This is a genomic window from Nitrosospira sp. Nl5 (assembly GCF_900102495.1).
In the GTDB taxonomy this organism is placed as follows: Bacteria; Pseudomonadota; Gammaproteobacteria; order Burkholderiales; family Nitrosomonadaceae; genus Nitrosospira.
In genome coordinates, this window is the sequence record NZ_FMVQ01000002.1 from 293725 (window position 1) to 311428 (window position 17704).

At 56.2% G+C, this 17704-nt stretch carries 11 protein-coding genes and 1 pseudogene; 3 read left to right on the forward strand and 9 right to left on the reverse strand.

Features of this window, described 5'->3' with window-relative positions:
* The 4 genes from BLP45_RS03785 to BLP45_RS03800 form a co-directional block, all read right to left on the reverse strand.
* Nucleotides 1-1629, reverse strand: a complete 1629-nt coding sequence (locus BLP45_RS03785; protein ID WP_176754648.1) for a copper-binding protein — start codon at nucleotides 1627-1629, stop codon at nucleotides 1-3.
* The gene (locus BLP45_RS03790; RefSeq protein ID WP_090369899.1) at nucleotides 1626-3014 is read right to left on the reverse strand and encodes a TolC family protein; all 1389 of its coding nucleotides are present in this window, start codon (nucleotides 3012-3014) and stop codon (nucleotides 1626-1628) included. Before BLP45_RS03790 ends, BLP45_RS03785 begins: the two co-directional genes overlap by 4 nt.
* Nucleotides 3014-3379, reverse strand: a complete 366-nt coding sequence (locus BLP45_RS03795) for a copper-binding protein (RefSeq protein WP_176754649.1) — start codon at nucleotides 3377-3379, stop codon at nucleotides 3014-3016. The genes BLP45_RS03790 and BLP45_RS03795 overlap by 1 nt, the downstream gene beginning before the upstream one ends.
* A 174-nt stretch (nucleotides 3380-3553) precedes the next feature.
* Nucleotides 3554-3892: a hypothetical protein gene (locus BLP45_RS03800; protein ID WP_143002386.1), complete on the reverse strand. Its 339-nt coding sequence runs from the start codon at nucleotides 3890-3892 to the stop codon at nucleotides 3554-3556.
* A gap of 152 nt (nucleotides 3893-4044) precedes the next feature.
* On the opposite strand from BLP45_RS03800, the gene BLP45_RS03805 reads away from it, so the two are divergent.
* Nucleotides 4045-6009 carry a DNA repair helicase YoaA gene (locus tag BLP45_RS03805; RefSeq protein WP_090369902.1) on the forward strand — a complete coding sequence of 655 codons (1965 nt, stop codon included), beginning with the start codon at nucleotides 4045-4047 and terminating at the stop codon, nucleotides 6007-6009.
* A gap of 1026 nt (nucleotides 6010-7035) precedes the next feature.
* Here the strand turns inward: BLP45_RS03805 and BLP45_RS03810 are convergent.
* Nucleotides 7036-7290, reverse strand: coding sequence for a hypothetical protein (locus BLP45_RS03810; RefSeq protein WP_090369904.1), 255 nt, complete (start codon nucleotides 7288-7290; stop codon nucleotides 7036-7038).
* A gap of 50 nt (nucleotides 7291-7340) precedes the next feature.
* On the opposite strand from BLP45_RS03810, the gene BLP45_RS14755 reads away from it, so the two are divergent.
* Both BLP45_RS14755 and BLP45_RS15065 read left to right on the forward strand, forming a co-directional pair.
* Complete coding sequence (locus tag BLP45_RS14755; protein WP_218117942.1) at nucleotides 7341-7511, forward strand: recombinase family protein; 171 nt, start codon at nucleotides 7341-7343, stop codon at nucleotides 7509-7511.
* Between the two features lie 5 nt (nucleotides 7512-7516).
* Entirely contained in the window at nucleotides 7517-7615 is a 99-nt protein-coding gene (locus tag BLP45_RS15065) for a helix-turn-helix domain-containing protein (protein WP_371128728.1), read from the forward strand.
* A gap of 278 nt (nucleotides 7616-7893) precedes the next feature.
* On the opposite strand, the pseudogene BLP45_RS15070 reads toward BLP45_RS15065, so the two are convergent.
* The 4 genes and pseudogenes from BLP45_RS15070 to BLP45_RS03835 all read right to left on the reverse strand — a co-directional run.
* A pseudogene (locus tag BLP45_RS15070) lies at nucleotides 7894-8169 on the reverse strand (Tn3 family transposase); the annotation flags it as partial.
* Between the two features lie 625 nt (nucleotides 8170-8794).
* Nucleotides 8795-12256, reverse strand: a complete 3462-nt coding sequence (locus tag BLP45_RS03825; protein ID WP_090369906.1) for an eCIS core domain-containing protein — start codon at nucleotides 12254-12256, stop codon at nucleotides 8795-8797.
* 4 nt (nucleotides 12257-12260) lie between these two features.
* Nucleotides 12261-14075: a PASTA domain-containing protein gene (locus tag BLP45_RS03830; RefSeq protein ID WP_090369907.1), complete on the reverse strand. Its 1815-nt coding sequence runs from the start codon at nucleotides 14073-14075 to the stop codon at nucleotides 12261-12263.
* Nucleotides 14076-14088: 13 nt separating this feature from the next.
* Nucleotides 14089-17703, reverse strand: a complete 3615-nt coding sequence (locus BLP45_RS03835; RefSeq protein ID WP_090369909.1) for a right-handed parallel beta-helix repeat-containing protein — start codon at nucleotides 17701-17703, stop codon at nucleotides 14089-14091.
* Nucleotide 17704 lies beyond the last annotated feature (1 nt).

A 17704-nucleotide genomic window follows, 5' to 3' on the forward strand; every position in this document is an offset into this window, starting at 1 on the left:
TCAGTGACTGCCGCGATTGCTGGCGGCAGGGCCGAGTGTCAGCGGTTGTATGCGAACGATGACATATTCGCCGGCGGACTCCTCGACGATCTCGAAGTCAATCTTCTGACCGGGTTTCAGCGAGCGCAGCAATGCCGGATCGGTGGCGCGAAAGTCCATGGTCATCGCTGGCCAACCGAGGCTGGCAATCGGATCATGGGCAATCGTAACCGTCGCCTGTGTCCAATCCAGCGCTTCTACGCTGCCTACGCCGCGATGGCTCGCCGGCGGCGGTATTGCCGCCGCTGCACCGGACTTGATCTGATCATTTTCGCCGGGTATGGAACCAGGGCTGGAATGGCTGAACCCGCCCAGCGCCGCTTTGAGATTGCTCTCGGCGTCAATCAAAAAGTTCGCGCGAACCACCACTACTTCTCCGGCCACCAATCCTTCCAGCACCTCAGCATGGTCGTCGGCGTGCCGGCCGAGTTTTACCGTGCGTGGTTCGAACCTGCCCTCGCCGAGATCAACCAGCACCAATTGCCGTATGCCTGTGTCGAGCACCGCCGAGCGCGGCACGGCCAATACCTTGTCTTTGCCACGGAACGGAGCGAACGCTACGCTTCCATACATGGCGGGTTTGAGGAGTTCTTCCTTGTTCTGGAGCTCGATGCGCACCTTGGCGGTCCGGGTCTCGGGATTTACCGTGGGGTAAATGAACGTCACCTCGCCGTTAAATACTTTACCCGGATACGCAGCCATGCTGATCGTAGCACCCTGACCTCGATGCACACTGGCCAGATCCTGTTCGAACACGTCTGCCAGCATCCATACCGTGGATAGATCGGCGATCTGGTACAGTATTTCTCCCGGCATGAAGCGTTGGCCCGCAATGGCCGGTTTTTCCAACACCACGCCGTTCGCTCCGGAACGGAAGGGGACATACTGCCTGATCCGGCCTTCGTGCTGCAGTGTTTGCAGATCGGATTCCGGAATATCCCAGTTGCGCAGCCTCTGCAAGGCGCTCTCAGCCAGCCGCTGCATGCCTGCCCTCACCTCGAAGCTCCCGCCCTCGACCGATTTCATCCCTTTTTTGGCGATAAGATACTCGTGTTGTGCGGTGATCAGCTCGGGACTATACACATCCATCAATGCTTGGCCTTCTTTTACGGCCTGCCCGGTGGTATTGACGTAGAGCCGATGGATCCAGCCCTCGAACTTGGGCGCGATGGTGTGCAGCCGACGCTCGTCTGTCTCCACCGTCGCCACGGCCCGCACGCTGCGTGTCATTTCCCGCAGCGCGGCAACCTCGGTTCTTACTCCCAGTTTTTGTATTTTTTCGGTGCTGATTTTTACCACTGAGCTATCAAACGCGGATTCCTCGCCCTCATACACCGGCAGGTAGTCCATCCCCATCGAGTCTTTCTTCGGTACCGGCGAAGTATCGGGGTGGCCCATCGGGTTGCGGTAATAGAGAATCCGGTCCTGTGCCTTGTCCCGCGGCGGGGTTACCTGAGCTCCTGGCGGCTGAGATAAGCGGGCCCCAGAGGTGTCAGAAATTACCTGTTGAGCACTGCCCCACCAATACCCCACCGCCAGGATGACAGCGGCCAGGGCGATAATTCCTACCCATATGGCGATGGTTTTCACAGCGGTTCCGCGGATGCGGACGGATTAACCGGCGACACCGGCTTGCCGACGAGCAGATCGATTTCCGCAAGCGCCTTGTTGTAGCTGGCCATGGCTGCCGCTAAACCGACTTCATAGTTGAACACTGTCATCTGGCTATCGAGCAGCGTGAGGAAGTCCACCCGATTGACCCGGTATGCGGCCAGCGCCGATTCAACCGTAAGCCGCGCCTGCGGCAGGATGGCGGTCTGGTAGAGCCGCGCCGATTTCAGGTTTTGCTCGGCCAACGCCATTTGCTGGCGCAGATTTGCGGCTACTTCATTGCGCTGTGCCTCATACAGGCTCCGGGCCTGGTCGCGCAGTGCCAATGCCTCCGCGACGCGTGGCGTGAGCTTGTTTTCGCGCCAAACTGGCAGGTTGACCGCCAAAGTCAGGGTTACCATGTCGGGGCGGCTGCTGCCATCCAGCATGTTGTCGCGCTGCCCGTATGCCAGGCGTACATCGAAGTCGGGGTAGTAGTTTTTGCGCGCCAGATCCAGCGCTTTTTCGTTGCGCGCAATAATACTTTGCAGGGCCAGCAATTGCGGACGCTGCCTTAGGGCTATCTCACGCAACGTTTCCAGGCTCAAGATTTCTTCCCCCAATTGCGGCGGTTCCGGTACTGGCGGTGTAGCGGTTGGGGTGCCGCCCAGCGCGCGGATGATCTCAGCTTCGATCGTCGGGCGCTCCCGCGCCAGCCTGAGCAATTCGTCCAGCATTCTGGATACCTGCGTCTGTGCCTTCAGTGCATCGGCCTGGCTTCCCAGCCCTACGCCATAGTGCCTCTCGGCGAGGTGGAGAAAATCCTCCAGGATCAACTTGTTTTTTTCGGCCAGCCGGGTCATCTCGAGGGTGAGACCCAGATCGAAATAGGCGAGCTTGATATCCCGCACCACGCGATTTACGGTTTCCTGGAAACCATGGCTGACGCTCTGCGCATCCTGCGCGGCGACGTCCTTGCGCAAGCCTCGTTTACCCGGGAATGGCAAGCGCTGGGACAAACCGATCATTTTCATGGTCATGTCCTCGCGGTTGAGTGGCGATGATGCCAACGGAGTGTTAATGATGCCCGCTTCGAGTACCGGATCATCGAGTGCTTCCGCAGGCGCTATTCTCTGGCTGGCGGCCTCCTGTTCGCGTTGCGCGGCCTGAATCTCGGGGTTGTTTTTCAGGGCTTCCGCAATCAAGGCAGGCAGGCCGACGAAGTAGTTATTGCCCTGCGTTGTTGCAGAAGCATCCGGAGACACCTTTGGGGCGGACTGCGCAGGTACCGCGGGCCCGACCGTGCCGGCCCAGCTTGAGATTTCTCCTAGGACATTCACCGGAAACATGGCGCCGGCCAGCACTGCTGCGATAACGCCGCGCATCAGGGCGACGCCTTAGTGGAAGTTGGCTTGCCGAATTTCACGATGATGTAATCGGAACCGAATTTCTCCAGGAAGAATTCCACCGTGTCGCCTTCCTTCACTTGATCGGCTAGCGCACGCTCCTTCAGATGAAAAGGCATTGTCATTCTCGGCCAATCCAGGACGGGAATAGGGTCGTGATTTATCTTCACCATGGCGTTGTCCCGGTCCACCTTCAGCACCACGCCCGTCGCGGGAATGGCAGTTGTGGCGGCAGCTATTTTTGTGCCAGGCATGTCAGGAAAGACTTCGCCTGCAAATGCCAAGGCCGGCACTGAAGCCATTATCAGCGCCAGTTGCAGCGCAGCAGAGAAAGACATAGTCATTATGATCTCCTTAAGGTTGTGACCGCGCGATAGCGGTTCATCGCCCGTGATCGCGGTAACAGCTTGCAACCGGGCAACCGGCAAAGTGCGAGGTGTCAGGCGCGCAGGGTTACGGGATGAACCGATAAAACGATTGTTTGCCCTTGCTACAGGCGGATTTTCGGTGTCGAGGGATTAAGCGAGAGGGGGGCGTTGCGGTTGCTGCAGAACGGGCGAAGTAAAGCGGGGGTTGAAAGAGAGGGCGTAAGAAGAATTGCTGGCAAGAATCGGTGCGGCGTACGCTGAAGGAAGCAAGGTGCTGAAACTCGTAAAGCAATGGACACTCTCGCACGGGAGGCTGAATGCCGCGTCATCGGTCGCATTGCTGGTCGCCGTTTTGTCGATATCGTCGTCGTGATGAAGGTCGCAGGCAACAGTGACGGCCGGAATATCAAGGCTGGCGCCCATTTCCTTGGCTTGCACGCATAGCGGCATGATTGCGGCAATCGCGCCTTGCAGCGGGAGCCACAACATGATTAAAACCAGGATAAACTTTCGTCCAGTCTGCATGATTGATTTCAGTATAAGTGACTTTTCCTTAGCGGGGCAAGCGGTTTATAAACGATAAAGCGAATCGATTTATCTGAAGCGCTGCGTTATCATGGTGCATTCCACCAACCTCCTGCATGCCTGACATCGATTCTTTCTTTTCTTCCGACGGCCCTCTTGCACGAGCTGTGCCTGGTTATACCGCACGTGCGCAACAGCTGGAAATGGCGCAGGCCATCGCAGGCACTATTGCCTCAAATGCCGTGTTAGTAGCCGAGGCGGGAACCGGCACAGGCAAGACATTTGCCTATCTGGTTCCGGCATTGCTGGCCGGCGGGAAGGTGATTATTTCCACCGGCACCAAAACGCTGCAAGACCAGCTTTTCAATCGCGATATTCCGACCGTGCGGGCTGCGCTCAAGGCACCGGTTACCGTGGCGCTGTTGAAGGGTCGCGCCAATTATGTTTGCCATTATCATCTGGAACGCACAGTGCAGGACGGACGCGCCAGCTTTGCCAGCCGTGAGGAGGTGAAGTATCTGAAAATGATCGAGCGCTATGCGGGTGTGAGCAAAAGCGGCGATAAGAGCGGCTTGAGCGAAGTGCCGGAAAACGCGGCGCTCTGGCAACAGGTGACTTCCACCCGCGAAAATTGCCTCGGCTCCGATTGCCCCCACCACAAGAGCTGCTTTGTCATGGAAGCGCGAAAACAGGCCCTCGCGGCGGATATCGTGGTCGTCAACCACCATTTATTTTTCGCGGATGTGATGCTGCGCGATGAAGGTTTGTCCGAACTCCTTCCCGCCTGCAACACAGTGATATTCGACGAAGCCCACCAGTTGCCGGAAACCGCGAGCCTGTTTTTCGGCGAGTCGGTAAGCACCAGCCAATTGCTGGACCTTGCTCGCGACATCCAGGCCGAAGCGTTGCTGGGCGCTAAGGATTTCGCCGCCCTCCCCCTCGCTATTGCCGCAATGGAAAAAGCGGCGCGGGATTTGCGCCTGACGATCGAAGGCGAGAATATGCGCATGCCGCTGGCTGCCGTGATGAAAAATGCGGGATTCGGCAGCGCCCTGGATGAATTGCTGGCTCGGCTCGACGCGCTGGCGGCGATGCTGGAAAGCCAGGCCGAGCGCTCCGAGGGCCTGGAAAACTGCTGGCAACGCACGCGTGAAATGACCGGTGGCATAAAACGCTGGCGCGACGAGGCGGAGGCCGAAGGATTCGTGCGCTGGGTGGAAGTGTTCAGCCACGCGCTGCAACTCAATGCCACGCCGTTGTCCATCGCGGAAATATTCAACAAGCAGTTGAGCGGCTCTCCACGCGCATGGGTATTCACATCCGCCACGTTGTCCGTGAAAGGAGATTTCTCGCATTACAACAGCGAGATGGGATTGAATGCCGGACCGAATGCATCCCGGTCGGCCTGCTGGGACAGTCCGTTCGATTTCGCCAACCAGGCCCTGCTCTATGTGCCGACGGGCATGTCCGAACCGAGTAGCCGCGAATACACGGAAGAAGTGGTGAAGGCCGCCCTGCCGGTATTGAAAGCCAGCGGCGGCCGTGCATTTTTCCTATGCACCAGCCTGCGCGCGATGCAGCGGGTGCATGAATTGCTGCTGATCGCATTTGCACGGGAAGAACTGGAATTTCCCATCCTGCTGCAAGGCCAGGGTTCGCGCTCCCATATGCTGGAGCGTTTTCGTAAAATGGGCAATGCCGTGCTGATCGGCAGCCAATCCTTCTGGGAAGGCGTGGATGTGCGCGGCGAGGCATTGTCTCTGGTAGTGATCGACAAGCTGCCGTTTGCGCCACCCGATGACCCGGTGCTCTCGGCGCGGATCGAAAAAATCAACAAGGAAGGACGCAATGCCTTCATGGAATATCAATTGCCGCGTGCCGTCATTAATCTCAAGCAGGGAGCGGGAAGGTTGATCCGCGACGAGACCGACCGTGGCGTACTGATGATCTGCGACCCCCGGCTGATTACCAAATCCTACGGCAAAAAAATCTGGCGAAGCCTGCCACCGATGAAGCGCACGCGGAATCTAACAGAAGTGGAAGAATTTTTTGCGAGAAGCGATGCGACCGCTGGAGTGTAGTGAGTCAAGGATATCGTTACTTAAAAATGACTGGATTGTCGCCATACTGCGTTGTTCGTCGTTGCATATGAATAACTATGCGCCTCCTCGCGCCTTGTCTGACAACAATCTAGTCATTTTTAACATTCCTTGCAGTTTATCCATTGAATCGGTTATGTAACGATATCCCTGATTCACTACACTAACAATCAATGGCTGCTATCGGAAAATGCAACGGTTCCCGATAGCAGCCTTGAACTGAATGAATGAACGACAGGCAACGCAGATACTCAGACTCGCTGTCGCCCAATTCAGGGTTTTACTTTATTGTTGCCGTCCGTCCTTTGATAAAAAATACCAAAGACCGACAGCGGCTACACCCACGATGAGAATTGTCAGTTCCATGATTGGCTCCTATTAAGGGCTGATTTTCAAGAATATGACCGATTTGATGACCATATATCCTCTTTCGCACCTCTCGGTCTGCCGAACATATTAAAAAACATTTATTACTATCTCAAAGATGTATCACCTGCAAACGAGGTTTTGTCCCCCGCTATGATTCGACTAAGGATGAGATAGAAAGTTCTCGCAGCGACCATAAAATTTTCGCAAAGGAGAGGCAATTATTGATTTATTTTTCATATCGCGGTCTTTATGGTCATTGCACCCGAGGCTGCCATAGAAACGGTTGAGTAAAGGCACAAGTTGGCTTACCACAGAGCTGCAAGCCTGTGCTCTGTCGGTCGGAGTTCGACGAAACGCGCATGTAGCTAATCGGTATACGGATAACTATTAAAATCAGGTTTCCGCACGGTAGGGCATGACAATAAGGTTTTTCCGTACGCTTTAGGGCTCGCAAGGACGGTTTGGCGGTCCGCTGAAAATGGGTGCTGGCGGCCTTTGGCTGCTCTCTGTCAGGTCCTGGATAGAGAGCATGCAAACCGGGGAGATGAACCTGCCGAGGGGGCGATGAAGGTCAGCTCAATCGGGCTGATGTTTCAAGCCCTATCGGAAAACACCTGTTTTCCGTCCCTCCTCTACCGGTTACTTCAACGGTTCTAACTGCCTCCCCCGGTTTTGCATGCTCTCCTTAAGCCGATCACTGTCACGCTCAGGTCGATACAGCTTCTCAGCTATCTGAATCACCAGAGAGCACAACAACCAATCCCCGTCCTGCCCCAAATACCCCGCTTCACGCTGATGACAGATCGCTAGAATCAGGACAGCGTCCTGATCTTCCTCCAGGCTATAGAGCGCCACGTAACCAGTACGTCCGCGAGATATGATCAACTCACGCAACTCATGCTCCACAGGTTGGCCAAGTCGGTTTGCGTATTTTGAATTTAGGCATGGATACCCAAACTATAACGGGTAAATTAATGTTGACTATTCTGGGTGGCATTGCGCAATTCGAACGTGAAATGATGCTTGAGCGTCAGCGAGAGGGGTTGCCAAGGCAAAGGCTGAAGGAAAATATACGGGTCGAAAACCGATTGACACCACTCGCCAGGCATCAATAATCCGTTTGGATGCTGAGGGTCTAACCAAGGCTGAGATTGCCAGCCAAGTTGGCGTGGGCGAAGCAACGGTTTACAGAGTATTAGCTAAAGCAAGAAGAAGTTAATATATTGATTACATTTAACTAATATATTCTATCTGGCGAAGATGGCACTTTTGGCAGCTATGTGGTAACTACCTCAACAAAATGGCTTAGGGTGCGTAAATTTCCTTTCGTGTCTTGTCAACGACTATGGAGTCGTGTCTGAGATCTTGGCGTGATGCGGGTTTCCAAGCGCTCTTACGCATCTACGAAGGCATCTTTACGCCTATCCATGACCTGGCAGAGAGCAGCCGACGCCGCCAACACACATTTTAGCGACTCAAGCCTAGCCAACGCGCACAATTGAAGAGCTGGTGGTTCTTAGCGTGCTTTAAAGCGCGAATCGTGTCTTCACCTCCCTTAGCCTTGCTGCTCGCCTCGTACTTCGTCAGCAGGTGCGACAGGATGGCAGAATTGTAATAGATGATTGCATTCGCAATCAGTCGTGCACACTGGTTGCTGATCTCGATTTCGATGTCGGTCCTGCCGGTCAGCTCCTTTTTGCCGCCAACCTGGGTGATAGCCGCGCGTAATTGGTGGTAATGGCCGCCTCGATGCCATTCGTAAGATCGTTGGGGAAAAATCAAAGTGACCGAAAACTGCCGCCCTCAATGCGCATGACAATGACTCAGCTATCTTGCCGTTCCATTGCACCTCAAGCCTCCATTTGCAGCCGACGGAAATTTCGGCGGTTCCGGCTTATAACCCCCAACAGGAAGAGTCAGTTGATGCAGCTTGACTCAAGAAAACATGTCTCCGGAAAATCCGGGGCGACTCAGACTGGCATTCTTGCTTGCCAGAAATATGCTTTTTTGTAGTTAATGCGACAGAATCCTCTCAAGTTGGTAGCGAATGGAGCAATATGCCGGTCTTCAACTTCCACTTGCAACAAATGTCGTAATATTCCCTCTGAAGATTGTAAGTTACGTTAGCGACAAAATTCCGCAATTTTCAATTCGCTTTGATTTTGGTTCTCTATAAAGCCATACCATTGCTCCGCACCGCGATGAATTTGTTTGGACATGACATTTCTCCGTTAAAAAAGGAATTCACCTTATCTAATCATGACCCAGACTAAAATATGTGGTTCACTAGACGTTTACGGTAAGGCATTTGAGCATTCATTATATTGCTCCAGAACAGATGCAGCATCTAGAAACAACTGCCAACTGGCTGCGGCCTCAAACTCGGGTTGCAATCGTGCTAGCCGACCATACGGTCCATGATCTCGCTGGAGATTTCTTCTAGGTCGATATCCGGATAGGTAAATTCGGCATTCGCGAAGTCGAGGTCGAGACCGTTTTCCTCGTCCCATGTCGCGGGTTGTACGATGGATATTTCCAGGCCGGAGCCAAATTCCGCGAGAGTCTCATCCCACCGTTCGCTCCACACTTCACCGTACACAGCCACACTGGCAGCAACCTGCCCGAACACACCGACACGGAAACTTGGCGATGCCGAGCCGCGCAATGCCATGTCGATGGAAAGCCCGGCAACGGGCGTCCAGTCCACATCAAGATCGGCTCCGGCGTCGACGTTCAGGACAAGCGCAGCGGTGATGCCAACCTCGCCTGTCACGTCGGCTACGGCGACGCCAAGGCCAAGTCCGCCGGAGACATCCAGTTCAAGCCCGGCTTCCACGCCGAAATTCAGATGGCTTTCGCCGTGTATCTCGGCCGATTCCGGTTCGCCGAGCGTGTAGGTCACATCTACGGCCGTGTCGTCGAGCGTTGCCGGGCCGATGGTGGCAAAGCCTCGGAGCGCGCCGCCGATGAACCCGAATACGCCGATCGAGCCAACAACCGGAATGGTCACGCCGAAAATCGGGAATTCGACGCGCGGGAAGGGGAGGAGCTCGCGCTCATATTCCCGCGCTTCGAATAGCTCTATTGAAGGTGGCAGCGCGATCCCGCCAGAGATAACAATCTCGTCTTCCGGCGTATATGCGATGCCTGCTGTTCCCGTGAGATAAGAGCCGAACTCGATCGAGACCGATCCGCTGCCCCACGCATCGAACTCTTCCAGAGGGTCGACACTGGTGTCGAATTCGCCTTGGTCGTTCACTGGATAGTTGCCGATCGCGAATGAGAATTCGCCGGTCGCGTTACCGATGGCCACATCACCGTTGCCACTGAAAATGATCCCGCCGTCGTTGTAGGTCGCGCTCAAGGTGCCGGTTACTCCCGGGAAGGCGAAGCTGGCGGTACCCGTACCACCGAGGCTCCAGACTCCGGTTTCGGTGTCGTACCCAAGGTCCACGGTCACCGTGGCGTTCTCGACCATGGGCCAGGCGGAAGTGTCAAAATCCACTGTGCCACCGATTGAAAGGCCTTCTTCCTCGCTGTAACCGACCTCGATCTCGACGGGGTTGGTTTGGCCGGGTAGCTGCACTTCGGCAGTGCCGGTGAAGGTGAACTCGCCTTCTTCGTCGATGCCGACCGTGATCAGGCCGGAATTCAGGCCGGGGATAACACCTTCGGTGATCCCGAGTTCGCCACCGAAGGCCCAGGACTCGTTCTCATAGCGGACGCTAATCATGGCCGGGTTGACGAAGTCGAAATCAAAATTGAACTCGCCTTCGAAGACCTCCCCCATAGCGGCAATCGCGCCTGTGCCAACTTGGCGGAGTTCGAATGCGGCGGAGCCACCAAATAACAGGCCCTCGTCGCCGTAAGCGACCGAAAGATCGGCCTCGGTGACGCGGAAAAACCCAAAGTCCAGCCGTTCAGTTGGAATGGCCACATCAAGCTGGATCCCATAGGAGGTTAGGCCCAACGTGGCCTCAAACCCTTCGAACAGCGGGTGGGTCGATGTGAGCGTAGCGGAAAACTCCATTGCCCATTCATCACTGAGCCCGGCCTCGGTGATCGCAAGCGGGCTGGTGCCTTTCGCCTCAGCTGCCCGTGCGGCCATCAGCGCTTGGCGAACGCCGGTTCGATCAATGTAAGAACCATAGCCGTAGCGTGGATCATAAAGAAGGGGCATAGTGATCTCGGCCTGCACCTCGATGCGATCACCGGTGACTTTTTGCCCCTTGTCACGGCTGTAATAGGTACCAACGCCACCGCGTACGTGCCCGGTCAGTGACCCCATCTGCTGATCCTCGGTGGCGGTTTCGGGATCAAACCCGGGTGTGATCGAGACGGAATCTACCTTAAAGTTCTTGATAAAATCGTCGTTGCTCGACCCTATCGGGCTGCCGTTATATTTCGGGCTGGCAAGATCGGCGATATCGACACGCCGGTAAAAGGAGCTGTCTTTGCCGAGAAACCACAGTACTGTCGTCGGTGGACCATTCGGGCCGGCGGTAAGCCCAAGTTCGCGCAGTTCGTCGATGGTCAGCGCACGGACCAGCACCCGGTCGCCAAAACGGAATTGCTTGGCGGCGATGATGTCGTCGGCCGTCCAGACATCAACGTCGTTGCCCAGATTGTCGCCGGCACGAACGCAGGTGAATTTAAGGTCTTGCCCCAGCGGCGTGCGAGGAAACCGCAGGGTGTCGCGGTTGGCGTTGTGCCCGACAAAGAACTTGTCTGCTCGCGCGCGACGGTAGAGCTCGTTGATTTCGGAGAGAACCGTGTTGCGGATCTTCGAGCCCGCCGAGCGGTTGGCCGAGTTCTGTAAAAGCCAGACATTCTCGATGGCATCTTCACCGCGCAGTTGATGTTCGCGGTAATGGTCCACATCATAGAAGCTGGGTGCGCCGCTTTTATTCCAACTCGGAATCATGAACTCCTGTCTCTCAAGCAACTGTTCCTTGGTACCGGAAACGATCTGATTGCTTGAGCGAATCTTGAGGTAATAGAACGGATGGGTGTCATTATCGGAGCCCGGATTGGCCGCGAGATTGTCGATAAACCCGGCGATCTGGGTGTTGTTTGCCTGGATATGATCGATCCATAGTTGACGCTGGGCGGTGTCGCGAGGCTGATCGCGGGTCTGGTATTCGAACGGCCCGCTGATCAGCGTGGCGGTAATGCCCTCAAGCGGCGATTTGCCCTTGATCTTGTTATTGATCTTGGGGAGCTTGAGCTCCGGCATCGTGTACTTGTTCTGCTCAAAATCCAGAATGTATCCACGATTCGCCCCTTCACCTTCCCAGACATCGCCTTTTTTTTCCTGGTTCGGATCATCTCGCTGAATGACGATGTCGTCGGAGAAACCGCTTTCTTGCTGCAGCGCGTGGGTCATTTCGTGGGCAAGGATGCGTTCGGAGCCCGGGTCACCTGGTGAGAACACGCCTGAGCCGAAGAACACCATTTGGCCCACCGTGAAGGCATGGGTTTCAACTGCCTGGGTCAATTCATCGGAGACCGCATTGTTGACCACGCGGACACCGCCAAGCTTGCGGTGAAAATGCCGTTCCATCCGGGCACGCGTGCCACTCGGGAGAGGTTCACCACCTTTGTCGAGTTCGCGGGTGAGTTTGCGAGACAAATCGGGTCCCAGTCTGGTGCGTTGACCGGCAGCGCCAAGTGGGCTAGGTTGAAAGTCGATCGGTGCTCTGTCGAAATTGGCTGCCGCCCGGCGTGCCTCGCCTTCATATTTGCTGCGCCGTGACTCGACATACACGGGCTGGTAGGTCTGGCGTGCGGAGAGATCAGCGGCCTGCGCCTGAACAGGCTCGGCCCTCGTTTCCTGCTGTTTCACCGCACGCTCTGCCATGGGGTCAGGTCGTCTCGCCGAATACAAGCGTAACCGTTTCGTTACCTTTCAATACCCGTCCTGCCCCGGGACTTTGGCGGGTCACACGGTAGCCGCGCAGCCTTGATTCAGTCTCGTCGTAGTCGACCCTGGTGATGCCGATATCTGACAGAACCTTTTTGGCCTGGGCTGCGGTGAGACCTTTCAGGTCCGGCATGCGGACGTGTGCCTCTTCTGGTTTGGGCTTTGCGATTTCGAGTATAATCTTTCGGCCAGCTTTGATCACCGTCCCATCCTTGGGGAGCTGTTTGATCACCGTGCCGGCCTTTTTGTCGGACTCGATATATATGATCGAGATTTCTTCGGCGTATTTCGGGACCAACGCATTTTTCGCCTGACGTTCCGACACACCGATCAGGTCAGGCATAAGCAGGTCGGGCGCGGGACCTGCAGACACCGTCAAACCCACGACCTGGCGCGGCCTCAGTTCATCACCTACTTTCGGGTTTTGTGCTACAACCACCCCTTTCTGCTGCAGGTCTACTACAGTTTTTATCCTGACAGTGAAATTACCAAGCTCCCGCAGGCGCGCGTCGGCCGTATCGGCGGGCAAACCTTTCAGCTCCGGCATGACCAATTTTCCTGGCCCATCCACTGGTCTGGAAACCTTGACGGAGATGCCAATGCCGGCCGCAAGGATTGCTCCTGCGTCGGGAGATTGCCCGACCACGATTCCAGGCTGTGCGTCCAAATCAATGTAAGTGATATCGATCTTGTCGGCGAGGGCTGGTATGACCCTGACGCGTGCAACGGGTTCAGTCAGACCGATGAGATCCGGCATTGTCTTCGGTGCTTGGCCGATGCAGAGCAGGACCCTGGTGTCTGCGCCAAGAGGCGCGTCGGCTGCCGGCTCCTGCTTAACGACATTGCCGACATCATTGGGCGCATCGACATAGTCGATTGTCAGGGCGGCGAAGCTGAAATTGGCAAGCTTACCGCGGGCGGCGTTGATGGGTTTGCTGACCAGATCCGGCATGCGATCTGAAGGTTCCGGGCCGAGCGACGCGCTCAATGTAACGGCATCACCCTGAGAAAGTACCGTGCCGGCATCGGGGGATTGCGCGATGACAAGACCCTTTGGCGTATCGTCGAAAACCTCGGTGATTTTCAGTTTCAGATTACCGAGTTCCTTTACTGTTGCGGCGGCAATGTCAACGGGTTTGTCAATCAGCTCGGGCATGCGCAGCGTCGGCTGCCCGTCATCCCCCGGTTCAGGCACAAGGTCTCCGCAGCGGGTGAGTGAGTAGTTGCGCAAGACTGCCTGTCCTTCGCGCAACTCAATTGGTTTGCGGTCATGCAGCAGAAGCCGACCATTGGCATCGTGGATTTCCAGTGTGACCTGTTTTTCAACGCAGGGCGTGTCGATCACGTATTGGCCGAGCCTGTTTGGGTTCGCGCTTGCCAAAACGCTGCCGCCGTCCTTGATCAGTGCAACACTCATGCCGGTGGCATCGCCCTCCGAAATCTGGCCAAAGACCCGGGTGTCACCGGTTTGGGGGGGCGTGGTGACATTCTTCATCGAGGCGAGCGACTCGTCGACTTCGGGCGTGGCGAGTGTTTCAAGCTCTTTCGTCAGGTGGGTCTCGCGGATCGCAAGCCGGGCTTGGTAGTCGGCAGATTGCGCGAATCCGGCCCATCCGGCAGCGGCGCGATTGGCCTGCAGCGCGGCTTCACGTTTTCTTAACTCGGCCGCACGTGTTTCGTTGAAGGCCGTTTCGATGGTCGCGAAACGATCCAGTAGCAGATTCTGCGGCATCAAGTTTGTCGGTTTTTTCGCCATAGTGGACCTCGTGTTACGGTGTCAGGTTGCCATCACCGGAGAAACTCACGGAAACGAGTTTGACCGTGTCGATGGACTGACTGGCATGATTGAGATAAGTGGAATTCCCAACCCCGATGGTGAGCGCGGCGCGGAAAACGCCGTTGATCGGACGGGTTTCGAAGCGGTTGGCAAAACCCTGGTGCGAATAATACCCTGCCGACAAGAGATGGTACCAGGCGCCAAAGTCGGCGTGCAGACTCTTCATCGCGTTGTTCGAGATCTGGACATCGTAGGGCGAAATGACCGCATTCAACGAAATAACGTCGTTGCTAGTGTCGAAATTCTCGTAGTAGGTCTGATTGTTCTGGAACTGGATGATATCGAAGAACTTGTTCAGCGACAGGTAGTAAATCAGGAGTGCGGCATACAGGAGGAGCAACTCGGTATAAGAAAAATTCTTGGAAGTAAAACCTCCGATACCGAATTCGGCCAATAGATCCAGCAACGCGATGAAAGCAGTTATCAGTTCAATGCCAGGCAGCTCGGTATTAACGACACTCACATTTATCGCTAGGCGCGCCCGGGCCGGGTTGAACCGGTACGAGAGGCCGGTGAAATGGTTGTCGGCGATGTGCATTGAGCCTGAGCCCCGCACATCGAGCGACATGCCGAAATTCACCATGACCGAGTTGTTCTGGATGCGGAGCGATTCGCCGCGCGGCAGGCGGGTTTCACTTTTCGCTGCCCTCAGAAACCTGCCTCTAGTGAGAGCGGCGTCCATTTTTGTATGGCCGATCGGCACACCTACACCCGCGCCGGGCAGGACGGTAGGGTTGCCGTATTCCGGCCAGCACTGATCAATGATGATGCCGCCGGCAATACCCGAGATGTTGAGGTTTTCGCGGCGTTCGACCCGCCCGATCGCGCGAATGACATTGTCATGGATGTGAGCGTGCACGATTTCGCGGAAGTGTATACCGGAACTCGGCGTGCGCACTTCCAGCCCGATATTCTCGATCAGGTTATTCGAAACCTTACCTCCGGCAACATATTCAAGCGCGATACCGCCAAATCCGATCTCCTGGATTTCGTCTGCTTCGAGCGTGGTCGCGATGGCTACCAGGCAGCAATTGTGAATGTGGTTCCTGTCTACGATGAGTTCGCGCACAACCATGGTTCCGAATTGCGCACGCGTTGACAGGTTCCAGACCAGGGAGGATATCCCTGACCCGCCAAGATTGGCAAACTCGTTGTCGACGATGTGGATATGAGAAACCTCGCCCGCAACGAAGTAAACTTCCCAATCCTCGTCATCCTCACCCGGGTCGGGCAGGGTCGGCGACGGGTCAATCGCGATGCAACCCTGGATCGCGATGTTGAGGATTCCGAACGGATTTTCGTTGAGCTGGAATGCCGCATCGCCCAGATTGTTCAGGATTTCGTCACGGTCGGCCAGCGTTATGGCCGCCCCGGCCATGTCGTCCGCCGTAAAGGCGGATGTTCGTCCGTTCCGTTGCCAGACGGCATTGCTCTCGGCTGCGATTGCCATTTCCCCCAGTGAGGATTGTAGTATTTCGATATCGCCGTATCGCAGACCCTGAACGTCGACCCGGATCAGGTTCCCAAGAGTCAATCCGTGGCCCAGCCCACCCGAGATCACGTTGTTCTCGAACCAGACATGGTCGCTGTTGGATGCGATCTGCACACCTCCCAGAGATTGCAGAGACAAGTCGGATGCCTCGCATATAAACCCGTTGTTGCGGATCTCGAGAGTGCTGCCGCCGAAAAAGGCGAGCGGACGCAGCGTCGGGAAGTCCGCGGCGGGGATGATAGCCGGCTCGGCCTCAGCGAAGAATCGGCAGTCATTGACGCGAAGCCCCTGGTTGCGCACTAATGCGATGGCAGAGCCGCGCCCATGTGTGCGAACCCCGAGGATTTCCAGTCCCCGGTTACGAGCGCCGGCAATGGCCAGGACCTGCCCATCTTCGAAATAGATGTCCTTGAGTCGTACATCGACGCAGTCCTCGATGGTGAACAGCGGGGTTTCGGATGGGTGTTGCACGATCACCGATTGTCTCCCGCAGCCTTCGATCACAACACTTTCTCTGTTCCTGAGCTCAGTACCTCCTTGGTGGCGCCCGGGTAGCAAACAGATCTTGCCGCCCTTATGCGGAAGTGAAGTGATCGCCTCATGAATGCTGTTGAAATCGCCAAAACTCGCTACGCCATCGCCGACCTTGAAGGTGCAGCAATCCTGCTGTTGCCAGAGTGGACGAATGCGGCGGCGGCAATCATGCAAGTGCCCGGCCACCTGACCGCTGTCAATCGTCCAGTGAATAAGCCCGATCAGATCGGCGTACCGCTCAAGCCCCATTGGAGGCTGGCCCTGCAGCTCAAGCATGCGTTTCGGGAACACCGTATCGTTTGCATTAACGCGCACGCTGAACGTCCACTGATCACTCGGCATTCCGGGTGTGAGGAAGTTCAGGAAAACGCCCGTGTGGGCCAGCGGAATGTTAAGACCGATTGCGTCAGACGTTGCCATCGGCACCGAAGCAGGTTGCCAGAAACGCAGGAACAGGAAGGGTGCATCGCCTGCTGCTAAGCGTGCATCGTACCAATCCTGTAAATCGGTAGCGACGGGCGTGTCGAGAACGATCATTTCGTTGTGCGGATCATAGCCTTTGTTGATGGCGTGGAACTGTCCTAGCGGCACGGCCGTCATCTCGCCGTTAGGTAGCTCCATGTCCCAGGGGCACAGTTCAACGATCTGGCCGGCCACCGGGAACAGCGAGCTATCGTCAAACGGCGTCATCAGTCGCAACGTCGTCGGGTCGACCAGCGTAGCGCGTGAGAGCCCTTCGGCGTTGTGGAAACTCCAGACGAATTGCTCTTCGTCGGCCAGCATCACCTTGATCGTGTGGTTGAGCCTGCCGAAATACCCCGTGGCTAGCACGGGTGCACAAGGATTGTCAGGGCTCGGCACTGCGCCAAGATGCACTCTGAGCCGGGCGCCAGAGTTGAATTTTGGCGACGGTGCGCCGATCGACCCATTCGGGGTCGCGAGCGCATCCAGTACCAGGCTCCGCGCCTCGGCACAAGTTCCCGGCACATCGCGCATCGTCCGGATCTTGGGTGAGAACTTCGTGCGCGTGGCCGGGTCGCTGCGTATGGCAACCTCGTCCAGTTCACTGTCTTCGTTAACCCTTACCGGGACTTTGATTGCATCCAGAATCACTGCGTCGAACAGTTCCTTGCCGGGCGCAGCAGTCACTTCCGCCAGCGTTGGCATCGGGAGGCGATCAAGGTCTGTCAGTGATGCTGACTGGGCGTATGGTTGATCGAAGTAGGAATAGCTGGCAGGATTTTTCAGGATGTTGCCATCGAGCCCGTAATGACCGCTTTCGAGGTCGAAATCGACAAAGTCCTGCCCGCCATCATTGACGGTGCGGAGGTTCGTGGCTTTCCATCCATCGTCGGGGCTGCCTGCTGGTGCGATCCAGGCCTTGTGAAGTGTTTCCGTCTGGTTGCGCTGGGCATCGAACCCGGCATTCAGATCGGCATCTGTGACTGCGCTACCACCTTCAAAGTAGACACCATCGTAATTCTGGCGCGCATCGTGGTCTCTGGTAATCCTACCTTTCATT